General features: G+C 55.6%; 16 protein-coding genes, 1 tRNA gene and 1 other RNA gene. 9 read left to right on the top strand and 9 right to left on the bottom strand.

Annotation, left to right across the window (positions count from 1 at the left end; translation table 11 throughout):
* Positions 1–102: 102 nt before the first annotated feature.
* The 5 genes from WFN75_RS18020 to WFN75_RS18040 form a co-directional block, all read right to left on the bottom strand.
* Positions 103–237: non-coding RNA, RtT sRNA (locus tag WFN75_RS18020), on the bottom strand.
* A gap of 31 nt (positions 238–268) precedes the next feature.
* Positions 269–345 (bottom strand) — tRNA-Pro (locus tag WFN75_RS18025).
* 90 nt (positions 346–435) lie between these two features.
* On the bottom strand, positions 436–2127 hold the full coding sequence (eptB, locus tag WFN75_RS18030; protein WP_040077915.1) for a kdo(2)-lipid A phosphoethanolamine 7''-transferase: 1692 nt from the start codon (positions 2125–2127) through the stop codon (positions 436–438).
* A gap of 263 nt (positions 2128–2390) precedes the next feature.
* Positions 2391–3593 carry an L-lactate MFS transporter gene (locus WFN75_RS18035; protein ID WP_336996615.1) on the bottom strand — a complete coding sequence of 401 codons (1203 nt, stop codon included), beginning with the start codon at positions 3591–3593 and terminating at the stop codon, positions 2391–2393.
* Positions 3594–3828: 235 nt separating this feature from the next.
* Positions 3829–4533: an autotransporter domain-containing protein gene (locus WFN75_RS18040; RefSeq protein ID WP_336996616.1), complete on the bottom strand. Its 705-nt coding sequence runs from the start codon at positions 4531–4533 to the stop codon at positions 3829–3831.
* Between the two features lie 185 nt (positions 4534–4718).
* On the opposite strand from WFN75_RS18040, the gene tag reads away from it, so the two are divergent.
* Together tag and WFN75_RS18050 are read left to right on the top strand one after the other, a co-directional pair.
* Positions 4719–5300, top strand: a complete 582-nt coding sequence (tag, locus tag WFN75_RS18045) for a DNA-3-methyladenine glycosylase I (protein WP_336996617.1) — start codon at positions 4719–4721, stop codon at positions 5298–5300.
* On the top strand, positions 5278–5718 hold the full coding sequence (locus tag WFN75_RS18050) for an N-acetyltransferase (RefSeq protein ID WP_286807841.1): 441 nt from the start codon (positions 5278–5280) through the stop codon (positions 5716–5718). Before tag ends, WFN75_RS18050 begins: the two co-directional genes overlap by 23 nt.
* Here the strand turns inward: WFN75_RS18050 and WFN75_RS18055 are convergent.
* Positions 5687–8014, bottom strand: coding sequence for a molybdopterin guanine dinucleotide-containing S/N-oxide reductase (locus WFN75_RS18055; RefSeq protein ID WP_336996618.1), 2328 nt, complete (start codon positions 8012–8014; stop codon positions 5687–5689). The genes WFN75_RS18050 and WFN75_RS18055 overlap by 32 nt on opposite strands.
* A gap of 168 nt (positions 8015–8182) precedes the next feature.
* Here WFN75_RS18055 and WFN75_RS18060 point away from each other — a divergent pair, with 168 nt between their 5' ends.
* From WFN75_RS18060 to ghrB, 6 genes are all read left to right on the top strand, one after another.
* The gene (locus WFN75_RS18060) at positions 8183–8845 is read left to right on the top strand and encodes an OmpA family lipoprotein (RefSeq protein ID WP_040077908.1); all 663 of its coding nucleotides are present in this window, start codon (positions 8183–8185) and stop codon (positions 8843–8845) included.
* A gap of 60 nt (positions 8846–8905) precedes the next feature.
* Positions 8906–9922 (top strand): LacI family DNA-binding transcriptional regulator, encoded by a 1017-nt coding sequence (locus tag WFN75_RS18065; RefSeq protein ID WP_040077907.1) that lies wholly within the window; start codon positions 8906–8908, stop codon positions 9920–9922.
* Between the two features lie 101 nt (positions 9923–10023).
* Positions 10024–10773: a sugar phosphate isomerase/epimerase family protein gene (locus WFN75_RS18070; protein ID WP_040077906.1), complete on the top strand. Its 750-nt coding sequence runs from the start codon at positions 10024–10026 to the stop codon at positions 10771–10773.
* A 3-nt stretch (positions 10774–10776) separates the two neighbouring features.
* The gene (locus tag WFN75_RS18075; protein ID WP_336996619.1) at positions 10777–11715 is read left to right on the top strand and encodes a sugar kinase; all 939 of its coding nucleotides are present in this window, start codon (positions 10777–10779) and stop codon (positions 11713–11715) included.
* A 75-nt stretch (positions 11716–11790) separates the two neighbouring features.
* Entirely contained in the window at positions 11791–13071 is a 1281-nt protein-coding gene (locus tag WFN75_RS18080) for an MFS transporter (protein WP_040077904.1), read from the top strand.
* A gap of 25 nt (positions 13072–13096) precedes the next feature.
* Positions 13097–14071 (top strand): glyoxylate/hydroxypyruvate reductase GhrB, encoded by a 975-nt coding sequence (gene ghrB, locus WFN75_RS18085; protein WP_040077903.1) that lies wholly within the window; start codon positions 13097–13099, stop codon positions 14069–14071.
* Between the two features lie 58 nt (positions 14072–14129).
* Here the strand turns inward: ghrB and cspE are convergent, their stop codons facing one another.
* Both cspE and WFN75_RS18095 read right to left on the bottom strand, forming a co-directional pair.
* Positions 14130–14342, bottom strand: a complete 213-nt coding sequence (cspE, locus tag WFN75_RS18090; RefSeq protein ID WP_032615822.1) for a transcription antiterminator/RNA stability regulator CspE — start codon at positions 14340–14342, stop codon at positions 14130–14132.
* Between the two features lie 244 nt (positions 14343–14586).
* Positions 14587–15297, bottom strand: a complete 711-nt coding sequence (locus tag WFN75_RS18095; RefSeq protein ID WP_040077902.1) for a DUF3053 domain-containing protein — start codon at positions 15295–15297, stop codon at positions 14587–14589.
* Between the two features lie 330 nt (positions 15298–15627).
* Here WFN75_RS18095 and WFN75_RS18100 point away from each other — a divergent pair, with 330 nt between their 5' ends.
* Positions 15628–15918 (top strand): HTH-type transcriptional regulator, encoded by a 291-nt coding sequence (locus WFN75_RS18100; protein WP_046886264.1) that lies wholly within the window; start codon positions 15628–15630, stop codon positions 15916–15918.
* A gap of 37 nt (positions 15919–15955) precedes the next feature.
* Here the strand turns inward: WFN75_RS18100 and WFN75_RS18105 are convergent, their stop codons facing one another.
* On the bottom strand, positions 15956–17575 hold the full coding sequence (locus WFN75_RS18105; RefSeq protein WP_336996620.1) for an ABC-F family ATP-binding cassette domain-containing protein: 1620 nt from the start codon (positions 17573–17575) through the stop codon (positions 15956–15958).
* Positions 17576–17610 lie beyond the last annotated feature (35 nt).

Here is a 17610-nt window from a genome sequence, read left to right on the forward strand (position 1 = left end):
GTTCTCTCGCTTCGCTCGAGTCGAACCTCTGCCCCCCGGAGGTTCTCATCCTCGCAAGCCTCAGGTGCAAAAAAGCCTGCTCAGTGAGCAGGCTTTTGAATTTGGTCGGTGATAGAGGATGACTCGCCACTCCGTGGCTCGCCCTTCGGGCCGTTGCTGACGCAACGTTCTCTCGCTTCGCTCGAGTCGAACCTCTGCCCCCCGGAGGTTCTCATCCTCGCAAGCCTCAGGTGCAAAAAAGCCTGCTCAGTGAGCAGGCTTTTGAATTTGGTCGGTGATAGAGGATTCGAACCTCCGACCCCTTCGTCCCGAACGAAGTGCGCTACCAGGCTGCGCCAATCACCGAATGCGGGCCGCATCTTACTGCTGAGGTACGGCTCCGTCAATCCCTTACAATAAAAAAGCCTTTAAGGTGGCGAGTCGCTCGCCAACCCTTTACTGAACCGCTTTTACGCCGGTATCCGGGACATGACACCAGTTGTTATTTTCGTTGATACCACCGTCTTTCGAGGTATAGCCCAGGCAGCCAAGGATCGTGTCGTACAGCTCAACATGGCGGTGCGGCACTTTCATATCCGCCTGCTGTTTCAGATGGGCAAACATCTTCGCCTTATCCGGGTTTTCCAGATATTTATCAGACATCCATACCATCATCGGCACGCGGAACTGCTCCGGCGGAGCCATCTTACGTGGCGTACCGTGCAGATGTTCCTTCTCGTTGATCGACTCCCCGTGGTCGGCGGCATAGAAGACAATCGCTTTCTTATCACGCAGCTGATCGATCACGCTATCGATAAAGTGATCCACATAGGTGACCGAGTTATCGTAAGAGTTAATCATCTCTTCTTTAGTACACCCTTTATCAACCCCAATACACTCCGGCGTCCATTTGGCAAAACTGCGCGGATAACGCTGGGTATAGTTAAAGTGCGATCCTTTGGTGTGCAGGATAATAAGATGTTTGCCGTCCGGGTTGCCCTGTAAAGAGCGCTGCATCTCATCGACCAACAGCATGTCATCCACATGTTTGCCACGGTTACGTGGCTCAGCGCCAATCTGCTCGCGGTAAGCAATGTTATCGGCCATGGTGTTGCTGTAGAACCACATCTCACTCTGCATGGCGTACAGGTCGGAACTGAAGCCCAACTGACTCAGTACCGCAAAGACGTTTTGCTCTTTCAGCGTACGCTGTGGGTTATCATCCGCCCCGCCTTCACGCACAAACATGCAGCGCAAAGAGAGCTTAGTGGCCGTATCACACGAGTAACCGCGGAAGGCAACGAGGTTTTTCTCCTGGGCCAGTTTCGGCGTAGTGTCACGCTCATAGCCCAGCATTCCCATATGATCCCAGCGGGTCGTCTCACCGATGATAAACACCACGTAGGTGTCATCAATATCCGCTGGCGCCTGATAGCTAAATTTCTTCGCCGGGTTCATCAGCGATTTATTATCTGAAGACTCATCCACCTGCGCCCAGGCATATAACCCCAGCGCTGAGATCCAGTTTGATGGCAGATAGGAGTTCGCCACCACGCCGCCGTAGCTCGGCATATCGACGCCGGTCGTACGCTCAACGTGTTTCTGCTGAATGTCCAGTAAGCGAATCGGGCCCCAGACCATCAAACCGGCAATCACCACCAGCGCAACACTTCTGATACGTTGACCTGGCGTACGCAGCTGACGGAGCAAGGTATAACGGCAGCGGTTACTCCAGATAAAGAGCAGCGGCAACACGCTGACGCAGACCAGCCAGAGGATAAAGTGCCAGCCAACCACCTCTTTAGAGAGGTCAATATCGGTGGTCATCACCGACGCGATAATCCCGTAGCCGATCACCACGTTCATAAACGTCATGTAGTAACTGGCACCCGCCGAGCACAACACCACCAGCGTGGCCAGTACCCGCCATACCCGTCGCCCAAACAGCGAAAGCAAGCGTAATAAGAAGAAGGTGACGAGTACCGTAGCAGCCAACTCAACAACCGCAGCAACTCCTTTCAAGGCGGTAAAGTTTTGCGCATAGCCATCAAACCGACGGAAAAATACGGCGCCATTCATAAACAGACCGATGTACAACGCCAGCAAAAAGCTCAGCTTTTGTTGCGTCATCGCTTTGATATATTTCATTAAAATGACCTGGAAAAAAGAAAAATATTGCTGCTTCACTTACAGATTAACAGTGCACAGGCGGAGTCTTCGTTGACGATGTTTTTAAGGGAAACCATCTCAAGCGCGGTAGAGTAGACCACAGGGAGACGAAAAAGTGGCAGCATAGAGTGTGATCGCTGCAGATATTTACAAAAAAACAAGTCCGATGACATTCATCTGACCCGTTTCTGTAGTAAGGCGGGGAAGTAAAGGCCGGAGGCTCCGGCCTTTAGGGGGATTATTCAGGCATGCGCTTCGGAGTAAACTTCACGCTGCGGCTGACGAATGGTGGTGGAGAGCGCCAGTGAGAGGATCAGCAGAGCGAAGATAACGCAGAAGGTGACATAGAAGCCGCCGAACAGCGATGCAATCAATGAACCGCAGATACTACCAATCCCGAAGCCCAGGTAAATCACACCGTAGTTTTTCGCCAGGTTGTTCAGGCCGAAGAACTCGCTGACCAGCGACGGGAAGACCGTGATGGTGCCACCGAAGTTAAAAGCAACACAGGCGATGGCCGCGAAGAAGGTGATTTCATTCAGCGGCGCGAAGAGCAGCGCTGCCATCCCCACCAGAGAGACGACCTGTCCGAGCGTGATAACACGGATACGGGCGATTTTGTCAGAGAGGATCCCCAGCACCAGGCGACCCGAGAGGTTGGCGATAGAGATCACCGTCACCGCATTCGCCGCAGTGGCCACATCCAGCTTCACCATTCCCTGGGCGATATCTTTCGCCACGCCGATGACATACAGGCCGCTCATGCAGGCAGTCAGGAACATCACCGCCAGCATCCAGTACTGCGGTTTACGCATGGACTGCGCCAGGGTGAAGTCGTTCTCCACCACCCCATTCACCGACTTCACCGTTTGCTGCGGTGCGTCTTTCATTAACGTCGCGCCGAAGACAATCATCACCAGCACGATGGCGCCCCAGATCATAAAGGTCTTTTCGAGGCCGACTGAAGCCAGCAGTTGGGAATCGATAAATTTAAACCCGAGGCTGCCCAAACCATACGAGCCGATCGAAAAGGCAGAGATAAGCCCTTTACGCTCGGGGAACCATTTCACACAGTTCGACAGCGTCAGCAGGTAGCCCGCCCCGTCCGCTAACCCGACCAGCACCCCGGCGCTGAGCCACAACATCAGTAGGCTGTTGGAATGCGCCGTCAGGAAGAAGCCGACACCCAGCATAATCCCGGAGGCCATGGTCACGCGCTTCACGCCAAAACGCTCTTGTAATTTACCGGCCACGGAGGAGGAGAGCGCCAGGCCCAGGCTCAGTAAGCCAAACGAGAAAGCAACCTGACTGACAGGCGCATCCAGTTTATCGGACAGCGCGCTGTTAAACAGGCTCCAGGTATAAACCGATCCCAGCGCAAACTGAGTCACGATAGTACCGAAAAGGGTAAGCCAGCGAGTGCGGTTAGAGGTTGATGTATTCATGGCAGTTGTCCTGCAGGGAAAAGGGGAAATTCACTGCTGACAACGATACGCAAAACCCTGCATCCATAGGGGGAAAACGGCATGAAATGCAGGGGAGACGGAATGAAATGCCGTAAATGGGGAATGAATGGCCTGGACGATACGATTCTGCCCAATTGCGTTAGTACCTACTATCGCTACAAGGCCTGCCATCCGTACACTTTTTACGAATTTCACGCACAAAAAAACAACAACTTTAAAACTTAGCGCTAACACCCAGCGTATAGAGGTAATCCTCGCCTAAGACCATGCTCTCAGACTGAGAGAGCGAAGCGTAGGCCGCCATATGGGGATAAAGCGGAATGTCGGCCCCCACGGTGACGTCCATCCAGCTGTCTGGCTGCTGCGATGCAGCGGTTTTACTGAACCCCGCCTGGCTCTTCCACTGGTTATCGCCAAACTGCTGGTTATAACTGATTTGCGCCCACGGCCGCAGGCCGCCCAGATGGGAGTCAACACGCCAGCCCAGGGTGCTGACGCTGGCATGCCAGAGGGGATCGGTCAGGGATGACGTGCTGACGCTGTCCCCAAACTCGTTATACATGGTGGAGGGTGAGCCATCATAGTGCCAGGAGACAATCGGCCCGGTAGTGATGCGGCGTGCTACAGGAATATTGACCCCCACGCTCATCGTACTTCCCGGCATCGCTGAAGAGGCGTCGGCCAAATTGACCGACACGGCCGGGGCATTTTGCGATGAGCGGATCCGCTCCGCGAGGATATCTTCATAACGCGGTTGGTGATCGTCATCCCATGTGTAGCGCTCAGTAGTATTATTTACGTTATCTGAAACGATATATTCCTGTTGCCAGGCAAATGCTGTGTTACCTGAAAGCAGACAGACTAACAAACTCACCACGCCTGTCGCGGCATGGCGGCCACTGATTTTTTTTATCATCATCAAAGCGACTCCAGAAGAGAGCCGAATTCGGCGATATTTGTCATTGTTAATAGATGGGTAAGCGGGTTTTCAGGCATGGCGTAGAACGCATTAAACCCTGTATTAACTATTGTCTTTTTAACTACCACGTCAAGCCGGGCCGATGGAAATTTTCGTGGATTCAATCACTATGAGGGAGATGGACTATGCAACGTTGTGGCTGGGTAAGCGAAGACCCGCTTTATATCGCCTATCACGATAAAGAGTGGGGCGTACCAGAAACCGACCGCCGCTATCTTTTTGAAATGATCTGCCTTGAGGGCCAGCAGGCCGGTCTTTCCTGGATTACCGTATTGAAAAAACGCGAGAATTACCGCCAGGCCTTCCACCATTTCGATCCGGAAAAGGTGGCGGAGATGACGGAAGACGACCTTGAGCGGCTGGTGCAGGACGCAGGGATTATCCGCCATCGCGGTAAGATTCAGGCCATTATCGGTAACGCACGCGCGCTGCTGGCAATGGAGGCAAATGGCGAAGCATTTTCAGATTTTATCTGGTCGTTTGTCGGCCATCAGCCGCAACTGACCCAGGCCACGACCCTGGCAGAGGTCCCCGCCTCGACGCCAACCTCAGACGCCTTATCGAAAGCGCTGAAAAAGCGCGGGTTTAAATTTGTCGGCACCACCATCTGTTATGCCTTTATGCAGGCCAGCGGGATGGTGAATGACCACGTGACGAGCTGTTTTTGTTATTCCGGAGGCCAGCATGATCCGCGCATGGCTGAGTGATGACACCTCTCCCTTGCTGCGCTTATGGCTGGAAAGTACCACCCTCGCCCATCCGTTTATTGAGGCCAGCTACTGGCAAGAGAGCGAAGCGATCGTCCGGGATGTTTATCTGCCCTCGGCAGAGACCTGGGTCTGGGATGAGGCCGATGAGGTGTGCGGATTTATCAGCGTCCTGCATGTTCAGTATATCGGCGCGCTATTTGTCGCGCCGTCACACACGGGTAAAGGCATCGGGAAGGCGCTGATCAACCATGTTAAACAGCGCTACCCGGCCCTGAGCCTGGAGGTGTATCAGAAAAACACCCGGGCGGTGAATTTCTACCATGCTCAGGGCTTTCGCATTATGGATAGCGCCTGGCAGGAAGACACCCAGCACCCGACGTGGATTATGAGCTGGCAGGCGGATCAAACGCCGTAAGCGGTAGCTCCGGCCCTTGATATTTCTCCAGCCAGGCCAGCGCCGTATTCCCCGCGCAACCATTCCCTAGCTTCGAGCTGGGGAGATCTTTCGTCAGAACGTTAACCGCACCGTTTTTACAGATCCCCCCTGCGCTACGTTCCAGATCAGGCCATGCCCCCTGGTGAATACAGATCACGCCGGGCTTGATACCCTCGCTCACGACCGCCCCCGCCAGTACCTGCCCACGCTTGTTCCAGACACGTACCACGTCACCATCGGCAATGCCGCGCGCGTGAGCGTCGATGGGGTGCAGCGTGACCGGCTCGCGCCCGGCAACCGCATACTGTTCGCGCAGTGAAGAGTAGTTCAGCTGGCTATGCAGGCGATGCGCTGGATGAGCAGAGAGTATCTGCAGTTGTTGCGGCTCGGCGTTGCCATGCCACTCGTCCGGCTCCAGCCACATCGGATGCGGCGGACAATCGGCGTAACCAAAACTGGCGATACGTGCTGAGTGGATCACAATCTTGCCGCTTTCGGTTTTTAACGGATGCGCCTCAGGATCGCGACGGAAGTCGGCGAAACGTACAAACTGCGCATTTTGCGCATTTTCGGGCATTTCGACGATCGCATTCGCCTCCCAGAACTCGGCAAAGGGAGGCAAGGTCACCCCCTGTGAGGCACCGCGCTGCGTGGCGATTTGATAGAAACTCTCCAGCCACTCCAGGTCGGTTTTGTCTTCGGTAAATCGCGCACGTCCACCCGCTTCCCACCGTTCGCTCAGCTCAGCAAAGACCTCCAGATCATCACGCGCCTCATCGCGCGGCGGCACCACGCGCTTCATGGGCACCATGTGTTGATTACTGTAGTCGCCGGTCATGGTCATGTCGTTGCGTTCAAACGAGGTGGTGGCCGGCAGAACGATATCTGCATGTCGGGCCGCTGCCGTCCAGAAGCACTCGGAAATGACCACCAGCTCCGGCTTCTGCCAGGCGCGGATTAATCGGTTAGTGTCCTGATGGTGCGTAAAGTTGGCGCCGCCCGCCCACCAGACGAAGCGGATATCCGGGAAGTGCCGGTCCATACCGTTGTGCTGGTAGAAACCGCCCGGATTTTCCAGCGCCTCGACGATGCGCGCTACCGGGATTTTTTCTACGGCATCGGTGCCACCCTGTACGCTGCCCTGCATCGAGGCCAGTACCGCCGCACGACGCGTTGGATTACCGCCATTAGCGAAGTGATAAGAGAGACCAAAACCGCCGCCCGGCGTACCAATCTGGCCGATCATGGCCGCCAGAGTGACCAGCATCCAGTGCTTCTGCTCGCCAAACTGCTGGCGCTGCATCCCCCAGCCCGCCATCAACATGGTGCGGTTGTTATAGAAAAGCTCTGCCAGCTCACGAATTTTCCCGGCATTTACGCCGCAAATCGCCGCCGCCCACTCGGCCGTTTTCGCGATGCCATCCGTTTTCCCCGTCAGGTAATCGGCGAATTGGTCATAACCGCTGGTGCAGCGGGCAAGAAACGCCGTGTCGTGCCAGTTGTTTTCAACCAGGGTATGCGCAATGCCCAGCATCATCGCCACGTCGGTGCCCATATGCGGGGCGATCCACTCTGCCGCCTCGCCGAAGAAATCGGCAGTTTCAGAGCGCATAGGATCGATACAGATGATGCGCTTACCGCTCTTACGCAGTGCATCGAAGTAAGGGATACCCTGCTCGTCGCTGGCGTTCCAGGCAATTTTCAGGGTATTGAGTGGGTTGGCGCTCCAGAGCACCACCACGTCGGTATGTTCCAGCACCAGCGGCCAGCTGGTCTGCTGCTGATAAACCTCATTTCCCCCTACGACATACGGCATGATCGCCTGCGCGGCACCGGTGGAGTAATCCCCAAGATGGCCGGTATAGCCGCCGGCGAGGCTCATATAGCGCTGCAGTAGCGTCGCCGCCTTGTGTAACACGCCGTTAGATCGCCAGCCGTACGATCCGGCAAAGATAGAGGACGGGCCATAGCTGTCGCGGATACGTTTATGCTGCGAATCAATCAATGCCAGGGCATCGTCCCAGCTGACACGGACAAATTCATCTTCCCCGCGTACCCCCTGCGGATTATCTGGCGAAGCGAGAAAACCTTTCCGCACCATCGGCCAGCGCACGCGGGTCTTACTGTGCACCTGATCGCGCACCACCGTCTGCAAGGAGTTGGGGTAAGGGGTGGGCAGCGCCCCGCGGGATGACAACACTGTGTCGCCATCGGTCTCTACCAGCATCGGCCCCCAGTGGGCCGCGGTCAGAATGGTTTTAATTGAAGTGGTCAAAGCGTGCGCTCCCGGGTTGCCTGTTGCAGGTTTTCATCGCCTTCTTCGAGGCTGTTTATGATTAGAAACATAATTCAGAGTTATCCCTGGAATTTTCTACATATCTGCGCGTCATAATCAACCGCCACGCTCGTCGTGGCAAAGAATAAAAAGGATTAAGGAAATAAGATGAAAAAACGCGTACTCATGATTGCCGCGCTGGTCAGCGGCGCACTGGCTGTTTCAGGCTGCACCACAAACCCTTACACCGGCGAACGCGAAGCCGGTAAATCCGGCATCGGTGCCGGGCTCGGTTCCCTGGTAGGCGCGGGCGTTGGCGCCCTCTCCTCCTCTAAGAAAGATCGCGGCAAAGGGGCGTTAATTGGCGCAGCAGCCGGTGCCGCGCTGGGCGGCGGCGTCGGTTATTACATGGACGTGCAGGAAGCAAAACTGCGCGACAAAATGCAGGGTACAGGCGTTAGCGTGACGCGCAGCGGCGATAACATCATTCTGAACATGCCAAACAACGTGACCTTCGATAGCAGCAGTGCAACGCTGAAACCGGCTGGCGCGAACACCCTGACCGGCGTGGCGATGGTGCTGAAAGAGTACAGCAAAACGGCGGTTAACGTGCTTGGCTACACCGACAGCACCGGCAGCCAGGATCTGAACATGCGTCTCTCCCAGCAGCGTGCGGATTCCGTGGCCAGCGCGCTGATCACCCAGGGCGTCGCCGCGAACCGTATTCGTACCAACGGTATGGGCCCGGCAAATCCGATCGCCAGTAACAGCACGGCGGAAGGCAAAGCACAGAACCGCCGCGTAGAAATTACCCTGAGCCCAATCCAGTAAGGGCTTGCCATCGTTGATTTTCGCGCTAAGGTGTTCTCACTTCAGGCAAGGGAATCAGCGATGAGCAAATCAACACGGGCCACTATCAGCGACGTGGCGAAAGCCGCCAAAACCGGTAAAACCAGTATTTCCCGTTACCTCAACGGTGAAAAGCATCTGCTTTCCGACGCGCTGCTGGCCCGTATTGAACAGGCGATCGCCGATCTCAACTATCGTCCAAGCCTGATGGCCCGCGGCCTGAAGCATGGCCGTACGCGGCTCATTGGCCTGATTATCGCCGATATCACCAACCCCTACTCCGTCAATGTTCTGAGCGGTATCGAAGCCGCCTGTCGGGAAAAGGGGTTCACCCCGCTGGTCTGTAACACCAATAATGAACTCGACCAGGAGCTGCACTATCTCGATCTGCTGCGCAGTTATCAGGTTGAAGGCATTGTGGTCAACGCGGTGGGCATGCGCGAAGAGGGGCTAAACCGCCTGCAACAGTCGGCGCTGCCGATGGTGCTTATCGACCGTAAAATTCCCGAATTTGCCTGCGACGTCGTGGGTCTGGACAATACGCAGGCCGCCACGACGGCGACAGAACATCTTATCGAACAGGGCTTTGAAGCGATCCTATTCCTCAGCGAGCCGCTGGGTATGGTCAATACTCGCCGCGAACGCCTGGCGGCCTTTCGCGCTACCCTGGCCCGCTATCCTGGCGTCATTGCTGAAAACGCGGAAATTCCCCTGCATGAAGGGGACCAGATGGACATCGCCCTGCGTCAATTCCATTCACGCCATCGCGGTATGCGCAAGGCGGTGATCTCCGCTAACGGTGCCCTTACCCTGCAGGTGGCTCGTTCTCTGCGCCGTGTTGGGCTGCACTGGGGCAGCGACATCGGCTTACTGGGTTTTGATGAGCTCGAGTGGGCAGAGCTGGCAGGCGTGGGGATCACCACCCTTAAACAGCCCACCTGGCAGATTGGCTATGCCGCGGTGGAACAGGTTGTGCGCCGCATTGAAGGGGCCAGTGATACCGTACGCGAGCAGCACTTCTCCGGCGAGCTGATTGTTCGCGGCTCTACCGCCCGTTAACCTCCCTTCGTGATGACGATCATAAATTCAACATACTGATCTTTTCTTTGGAACCGGTTCCATCTAGCGTAATAGTATCGATAACGCGATGGAGTCAGCCAGTGGGCAGAAAAATTATTGTCGTCACCGCCGCCTATGGCGCCGACCGGATACGTGAAGCAGGAGGCCAGCGCGCCATACTGCCTGTCATTGCTAAAGCGGGCGCAGACGGCGTGGAGATCCGCCGCGAACTGTTCAACGACGCTGAACTGAATGCGCTGCCTACCCTGGCGCGCTCCATTGAGCTGCTGGGCCTGCTAGCCTGCTACTCCGCTCCCGATTCCCTGTTCACCGCCGAAGGCGAACTGAACCCAGCGCTGCCGCGCTACCTTGCCGAAGCCAGTACGCTCAATGCCCTCTGGCTGAAGGTCTCTTTGGGTCATTTTCGCGATAAAAACCAGCTTGAAGCGCTGCGCCCGCTACTGCAGGAGAGCGGCATGACGCTGGTGGTCGAGAACGACCAGACCGATTTTGGTCAGCTCGCCCCTATGCAGCGCTTTAAAGCCGCCTGCCGGGTGCAGGCGCTTCCGGTGAGCCTGACGTTCGATATGGGCAACTGGCTGTGGGTAGGTGATTCACCGGAAGAGGCCGCGCAGCACCTGGCACCTGCGGTGAGCTATATTCACGTGAAAGCGGCAGAGCCGCATCAACATCACTTCCGTGCCGTCCCCCCGGCAGCAGAAAACTGCCGCTGGCTGGCGCTGCTGGATCGGCTGCCTGCCGATGCGCCTCGCGGGATCGAGTTCCCGCTTGAAGGCCCGGATCTGACGGCCGTCACCCGTCACTACGTTAATTTACTGCGCGAGGTCTAAGCCATGCCGCAAGCACTGGATGTCATCACCATTGGCGAAGCCATGGCCATGTTTGTGGCCAGCGAGCCTGGCGAGCTAAGCCAGGTTGAACATTTCTTTAAACGTGTAGCTGGCGCCGAACTCAATGTCGCCACCGGGCTGGCGCGCCTGGGTCTGAAAGTGGGCTGGGTCAGCCGCGTGGGCGACGACAGCTTCGGTCATTTCATCCTTAGCGCCCTGAAAAAAGAGGGGATAGAGACCTCGGGCGTCACCCTGGATGGCCGCTTCGCAACCGGCTTCCAGCTGAAATCTAAGGTCGAGGATGGAACCGATCCCATTGTAGAGTATTTCCGCAAAGGTTCTGCCGCCAGCCATCTGTCGGTGGAGGATTTTAATCCGGCCTATTTTACCACCGCGCGACATCTGCACCTGAGCGGCGTGGCTGCGGCGTTGTCGGCGAGCTCATGGGCCCTGCTCGATCACGCTGCAGGCGCAATGAAAGCCGCAGGCAAAACCCTCTCTTTCGATCCCAATTTGCGGCCGGTGCTGTGGAAAAGCGAAGCGGAGATGGTTGAAAAACTTAACCAGTTGGCCTTCCAGGCTGACTGGGTCTTACCCGGCCTGAACGAGGGCATCATCCTTACCGGGCAACGCACGCCGGAAGGGATTGCAGATTTCTACCTTGATAGAGGCGTGAAGGCGGTGGTCCTGAAAACCGGTGCAGATGGCGCCTGGTTTAAAACCAGCAGCGGCGAGAAAGGTGCCGTGACCGCGGTAAAAGTGGACAACGTCGTTGATACGGTTGGCGCAGGCGATGGTTTTGCCGTGGGGGTGATTAGCGCCCTGCTGGAAGGCAAAACGCTGCAACAGGCTATCTCACGCGGTAACAAAATCGGATCGCTGGCGATCCAGGTGCAGGGCGACAGCGAAGGATTACCCACGCGTAGCCAACTGGGGGAATAACCCCCGCAACATCACAGAACCACCGTGTACCCTACAGACAACGGCGGTCAATACCTCAACCACAGAGGCAAGCCTATGAACAGCTCGACGAATGCAGTAAAACGCTGGTGGTACATCATGCCGATCGTGTTTATCACGTACAGCCTGGCGTATCTTGACCGCGCGAACTTCAGTTTCGCATCAGCCGCGGGGATCACCGAAGATTTGGGGATCACTAAGGGCATCTCTTCCCTGCTGGGTGCCCTGTTCTTCCTGGGCTACTTCTTCTTCCAGATCCCGGGCGCCATCTATGCGGAACGTCGCAGCGTGCGCAAACTGATTTTCATCTGCCTGATTTTATGGGGCGGTTGTGCCTCCCTTACCGGGGTCGTTAACAATATACCGGCGCTGGCGGCGATTCGCTTTATCCTCGGCGTGGTGGAAGCGGCGGTCATGCCCGCGATGCTTATCTACATCAGCAACTGGTTTACAAAATCCGAGCGGTCACGGGCCAATACCTTCCTGATCCTCGGTAACCCGGTAACGGTACTGTGGATGTCGGTGGTCTCAGGCTATCTCATTCAGTCTTTCGGCTGGCGCGAAATGTTTATCATTGAGGGGATCCCGGCGGTGATTTGGGCCTTCTGCTGGTGGGTGCTGGTAAAAGACAAACCCTCTCAGGTGAACTGGCTCTCTGAAGATGAAAAATCGGCTCTACAGGCACAGCTGGATAAAGAGCAGCAGGGGCTGAAAGCGGTGCGAAACTACGGCGAAGCTTTCCGCTCACGCAACGTTATTCTGCTCTGCATGCAGTACTTCGCCTGGAGTATCGGGGTGTATGGCTTTGTGCTGTGGCTGCCATCGATTATTCGTAGCGGCGGTGAAAACCTCGGCATGGTCGAAGTGGGCTGGCTCTCTTCTGTTCCTTACCTGGCCGCCACCATTGCGATGATCATCGCCTCCTGGGCATCGGACAAACTGCAGAACCGTAAACTCTTTGTCTGGCCGCTGTTGTTGATTGCTGCCTGTGCCTTTATCGGCTCCTGGGCGGTAGGTGCCAACCACTTCTGGGCCTCTTATACCCTGCTGGTGATCGCCGGTGCGGCAATGTATGCCCCTTACGGCCCGTTCTTTGCCATCATCCCGGAAATGCTGCCGCGTAATGTGGCAGGCGGCGCAATGGCCTTAATCAACAGTATGGGCGCGCTGGGCTCGTTCTTCGGCTCCTGGTTTGTGGGCTATCTCAACGGCGCCACCGGCAGTCCATCCGCCTCGTACATATTTATGGGGGTAGCACTTTTCGTGTCGGTGTGGCTTACTCTGATTGTTAAGCCTGCTAATAATCAGCAGTTACCTGCCGGCGCACGCCACGCCTGAACCCTTAACATCAACGGAGATTAGCATGAAGCCGTCCGTCATTTTGTATAAAGCACTGCCTGAAGATCTGCAAAAACGCCTTGAATCACACTTCACCGTGACCCAGGTAAAAGACCTCAGCCCGGATACCGTGGCGCAGCACGCCGATGCCTTTAGCCGTGCCGTCGGTCTGCTGGGTTCAAGCGAAAAAGTAGATGCTGCGTTGCTGGAAAAAATGCCGGCGCTGCGTGCCACCTCAACCATCTCCGTTGGCTATGACAACTTCGACGTGGATGCCCTGAATGCACGCCATGTCTTTCTGATGCACACCCCTTATGCCCTGACAGAAACCGTGGCCGACACGCTGATGGCGCTGGTACTGAGCAGCGCTCGCCGCGTGGTGGAGGTGGCTGAACGGGTTAAAGCAGGTGAATGGACCAAAAGCATCGGACCAGACTGGTTTGGCGTGGACGTTCACGGCAAGACATTGGGTATTGTTGGCATGGGTCGTATTGGCCTGGCACTGGCGCAGCGCGCGCACTTCGGCTTTAACATGCCGATTCTTTATAACGCCCGGCGCCACCACAGCGAGGCTGAAGAGCGTTTCAATGCACGCTACTGCGAGCTGGATACCCTGCTTCAGGAAGCCGATTACGTCTGTCTGATCCTGCCGCTGACGGATGAGACCTATCATCTGATAGGTAAGGACGCGTTCGCGAAGATGAAGCCGTCGGCTATCTTTATCAATGCGGGTCGCGGTCCGGTCGTGGATGAAAAAGCGTTGATTGAAGCGCTGCAAAACGGGGAGATCCACGCCGCAGGTCTGGATGTGTTTGAGCAGGAGCCGCTGCCCGTTGATTCACCGCTGCTCCAACTTCCGAACGTGGTTGCGCTGCCGCATATTGGTTCTGCCACGCACGAAACTCGCTACAACATGGCGGCGACGGCGGTGGATAACCTTATCAATGCCCTTGAGGGTAAGGTCGAGAAAAACTGCGTGAACCCGCAGATAAAAGGCTAGAAACGAAAAAACCCGCCAGAAGGCGGGTTTTTGAATTCATGTGCTGCTGAGTTGAAGCTTACAGGCTTACAACGTTACCAGCTGCTGGGCCTTTAGCGCCGCTTTCGATGGTGAAGGACACTTTCTGACCTTCGTCCAGAGATTTATAGCCATCGTTCTGGATAGCAGAGAAGTGTACGAACACGTCTTTAGAGCCATCGTCAGGAGTGATGAAGCCGAAACCTTTATCAGCGTTGAACCATTTTACCAGACCAGTCATTTTACCAGACATAGAAATTACCTTATTAAAAATTTGTTGTGCCTTCCGGCGCGATGGTTGCGTTACAGATTTTTAAGCGATGAAGGAAGGGTCACTACGAAGGGTATCTATGGATAACTCATCTGGACTGCTTAACTAAACTGCTTTAGGTCTGTGTAACAAACCGACGGGGATAGTTATACCGATGTGGTAGATGAATGACAAGCTTTATTTTAGCTACAGACAAAAAACCCCGCTTCTGGCGGGGTTTTTTATTTTATTCGGTGGCAGCAACTGCCGAACTCCACGCCTGGCTAAATGCCTGGTGCTGAGACGCCAGCGGTCCGATCAAGGTATTGTACTGACTGGCCTGCTGGGAGGTCGGGAACTGAATACCGCCCGAGACAAAGCTCACCTGCGTGCCCTGCTGGGTAATAAAGTCACCCACCTGCACCAGCTGCTGAGTAAAGATCTGCGCAGCCGGAATGAGGGGCTGCATAGCCTGGGCAGGTTCGGTCACCACTTTCGCAAAGGCCTTGTCGAACACCGGTTTTAAATCGTCGGCCTGTTTCAGGGCTGAATGGGCGCTATCGGCCTGCATTTTGGCATTTTGCAGCTGCTGGCTCAGTACCCCAAGCGCACCATTTGACTGGCTTAGCGGTTCGCGCTGGGTCATATAATCCTGCGGCGCACGAATGGCGTTTACGCTGTCGACCACTGGACGCAAGCCGGAATCCATCGCCTGATTAACCTGCTGTGAATAAGCATACAGAATGGCGTAATCGGAGACGAAAGGACCAAACTGTTTTTTCTGATCCGCAGTCAGCGTAGGCAGACGCTCACCACTGCGCATCACGGTATTTTGCAGAAAATCGATAAACGCTTTACGCTGATCGCCTTCTTTATCGAAACACCCACTCAGGCCAACCACAATCAGTAACGCCGCAATCGGCGCAAACCAGCGAGAGCAGGACTTTCCTGTCGCCATTTTTAATACTCCTTTCACCCAAAAAACGCACACCAGCACACGCGTGCCCGACGCCCCCAAGAATAGTCCAGCTGAAGCCGGCAAGATACTCTTTTCATATAAAACGGCTTGTACGAATAAAATTCTTACGATTTACAAAATTCGACATTGTCAAACCGACTATCGAAAAATCAGATCATTAGCATGCAAATCTATCTCTGGATCATCCAAACCAAACGTATGGCCTGCAATTAATCACGCACGTGACGATCTGTTGTCTGTTTTACCGACTATTCTTAATTTGCTCTTTGATGTTCTTGATCCCGTTGTGCGATTTAAGAGGAGTTCTCAATGGAATTAAAAGATCCGACGTTTGAGTTGCTGAGCAGTCTTGAACAAATTGTTTTTAAGGATGTACCGCAGACGGTTACCCTGACGCAGAAGTCTAACCCCTTTACTGAATTCGAGCGTTTACGTAAAGGAACAGGCCTCAAGTTAGATGATTTCGCCAGAGCAATGGGTGTTAGCGTGGCTATGGTGCAGGAGTGGGAGTCGAAAAGAGAAAAACCCACCCCAAGCGAGCTGAAGCTAATGAGCCTGATTCAGGCAAGCCCTGCCCTCAGCAAGCAGACAGTGAAGTAAATGAGTTTAACCCCCGCATAAGCGGGGGTTTGTGATCTTAGCGCGCACGACAGTACCACCCCTCCTCGCGCCACAGCAGTTCATGGGTCAACGCCAGGTTCTCCAGAAACGCGTTATCATGCGAAACCACTATCACCGCCCCCGGAAAATCAGCCAGCGCCGCTTCAATTGCCTGTACGGATGCCAGATCGAGATGGTTGGTCGGTTCATCCAGCAGCAGCAGTTGGGCCGTCTCCTCTCGCCACAGCACACAGGCCAGCGCCGCTTTTAACCGCTCACCGCCGCTCAGTTCAGCCAACGGCAGCGTGACGCTCTCTGCTCCCAGCTGCAGTTGCGCCAGCCGACTTCGTAGCACCCCCTCTTCCAGCGGCGTATTGTGCAGATTGAGATGGGTCATGACCGATTGCGACAAATCCAGCCGGGAAAGGTTTTGATCAAGATAAGCCGTTTTGACCGATACACGGCATGTACCCGATACTGGTGGACACTCCCCGAGAATCACTTTCAGCAGGGTCGATTTCCCACAGCCGTTTGGCCCGCGTATCGCCACGCGCATCGGCCCCTCCAGACGCCAGTTGAGCGGCGGCAAGGCGAGATAAGGCAGGACAAGCTCTTCCAGAACCACGACCTGTTTTCCCTGCGCAATCTGGCTGCCGGGCAGGGTAAACATCACCGGGCTATCCTCCTCAACCCGCTTGCGCGCCTCGCTGACGGCGGTATTCAGGGTGATATTTTGCTCGTTATGTTGCCTGCGCCACGAACCGGGCCGCTCCTTCGCCGCCGCTTTGTATTTGACGCGTTCAAAGGAGGCAATATTGAGATTATCGACCGTACGCAGGGTTTTCGCCGATCGCCGCAGACTGTCGTCATGCTCTTTATGCATTCGCGCGCGCTCGCGTTTGCGCTCCGTCGCCGCATGCTCCAGCGCCGAGCGCGCAGCTTGCTGTTCGGCATTACGCTGGCGTTGATAATCGGCATAGTTCCCGCCGTAGCTCCGCAGGCCCGCTGGGCCCAACTCCAGAATACGGGGCACCTGTGACAACAGTTCACGATCGTGGGTCGCCACCAGCGCACGGCCTTTTCTTTGGGCCAGCGCCGCATAAAACCATGCCCGACCTTGCTGATCGAGGTGATTAGTGGGTTCGTCCAGCAGTAAGTAGTCCGCATTAGCGGTAAACGCCCCGCACAATAGCGCGCGCACACGTTCGCCGCCGCTTAACTCTGCAGCGTAGCGATCGGGGTCAAAGGCAGGAAGACGGGCATCGATAAACGCCTCAGTCAGGCGCTCGTGGAGATCCCAGCACCCGTCGAGCAGCTCCAGATCTTCGGGCTGATAATCTCCCCTGTCGATCCGTTTACGGGCGGCAAAGAGAGCCTCATAACCCAGTAGCTCGGCCAGCGTGGTGGTTGGAGAGATGTCGTGCTGCTGTGCCACATACAGGCAGCTGCCCGATCGTTCCAGATGACCACTGGTCGGTTTTTCGAGCCCGGCCAGCAGACGAAGCAGACGCGTTTTGCCGCTGCCGTTACGGCCAACCAGCGCGCAGAGGGCGTTATCCAGTGACAGCGTAAGCGGACCGAAAAGCGTTTCGCCTGTGGGAAACTGACAGGTGACCTGATGCAATATAAAAGAGGGGGATTGCGCAAAATGAGCCATAAGCACTCCTGAATGAAATCGGTTATCCCCTGCTG

Source organism: Leclercia sp. UBA7405 (assembly GCF_037152215.1).
In the GTDB taxonomy this organism is placed as follows: domain Bacteria; phylum Pseudomonadota; class Gammaproteobacteria; order Enterobacterales; family Enterobacteriaceae; genus Enterobacter; species Enterobacter pneumoniae.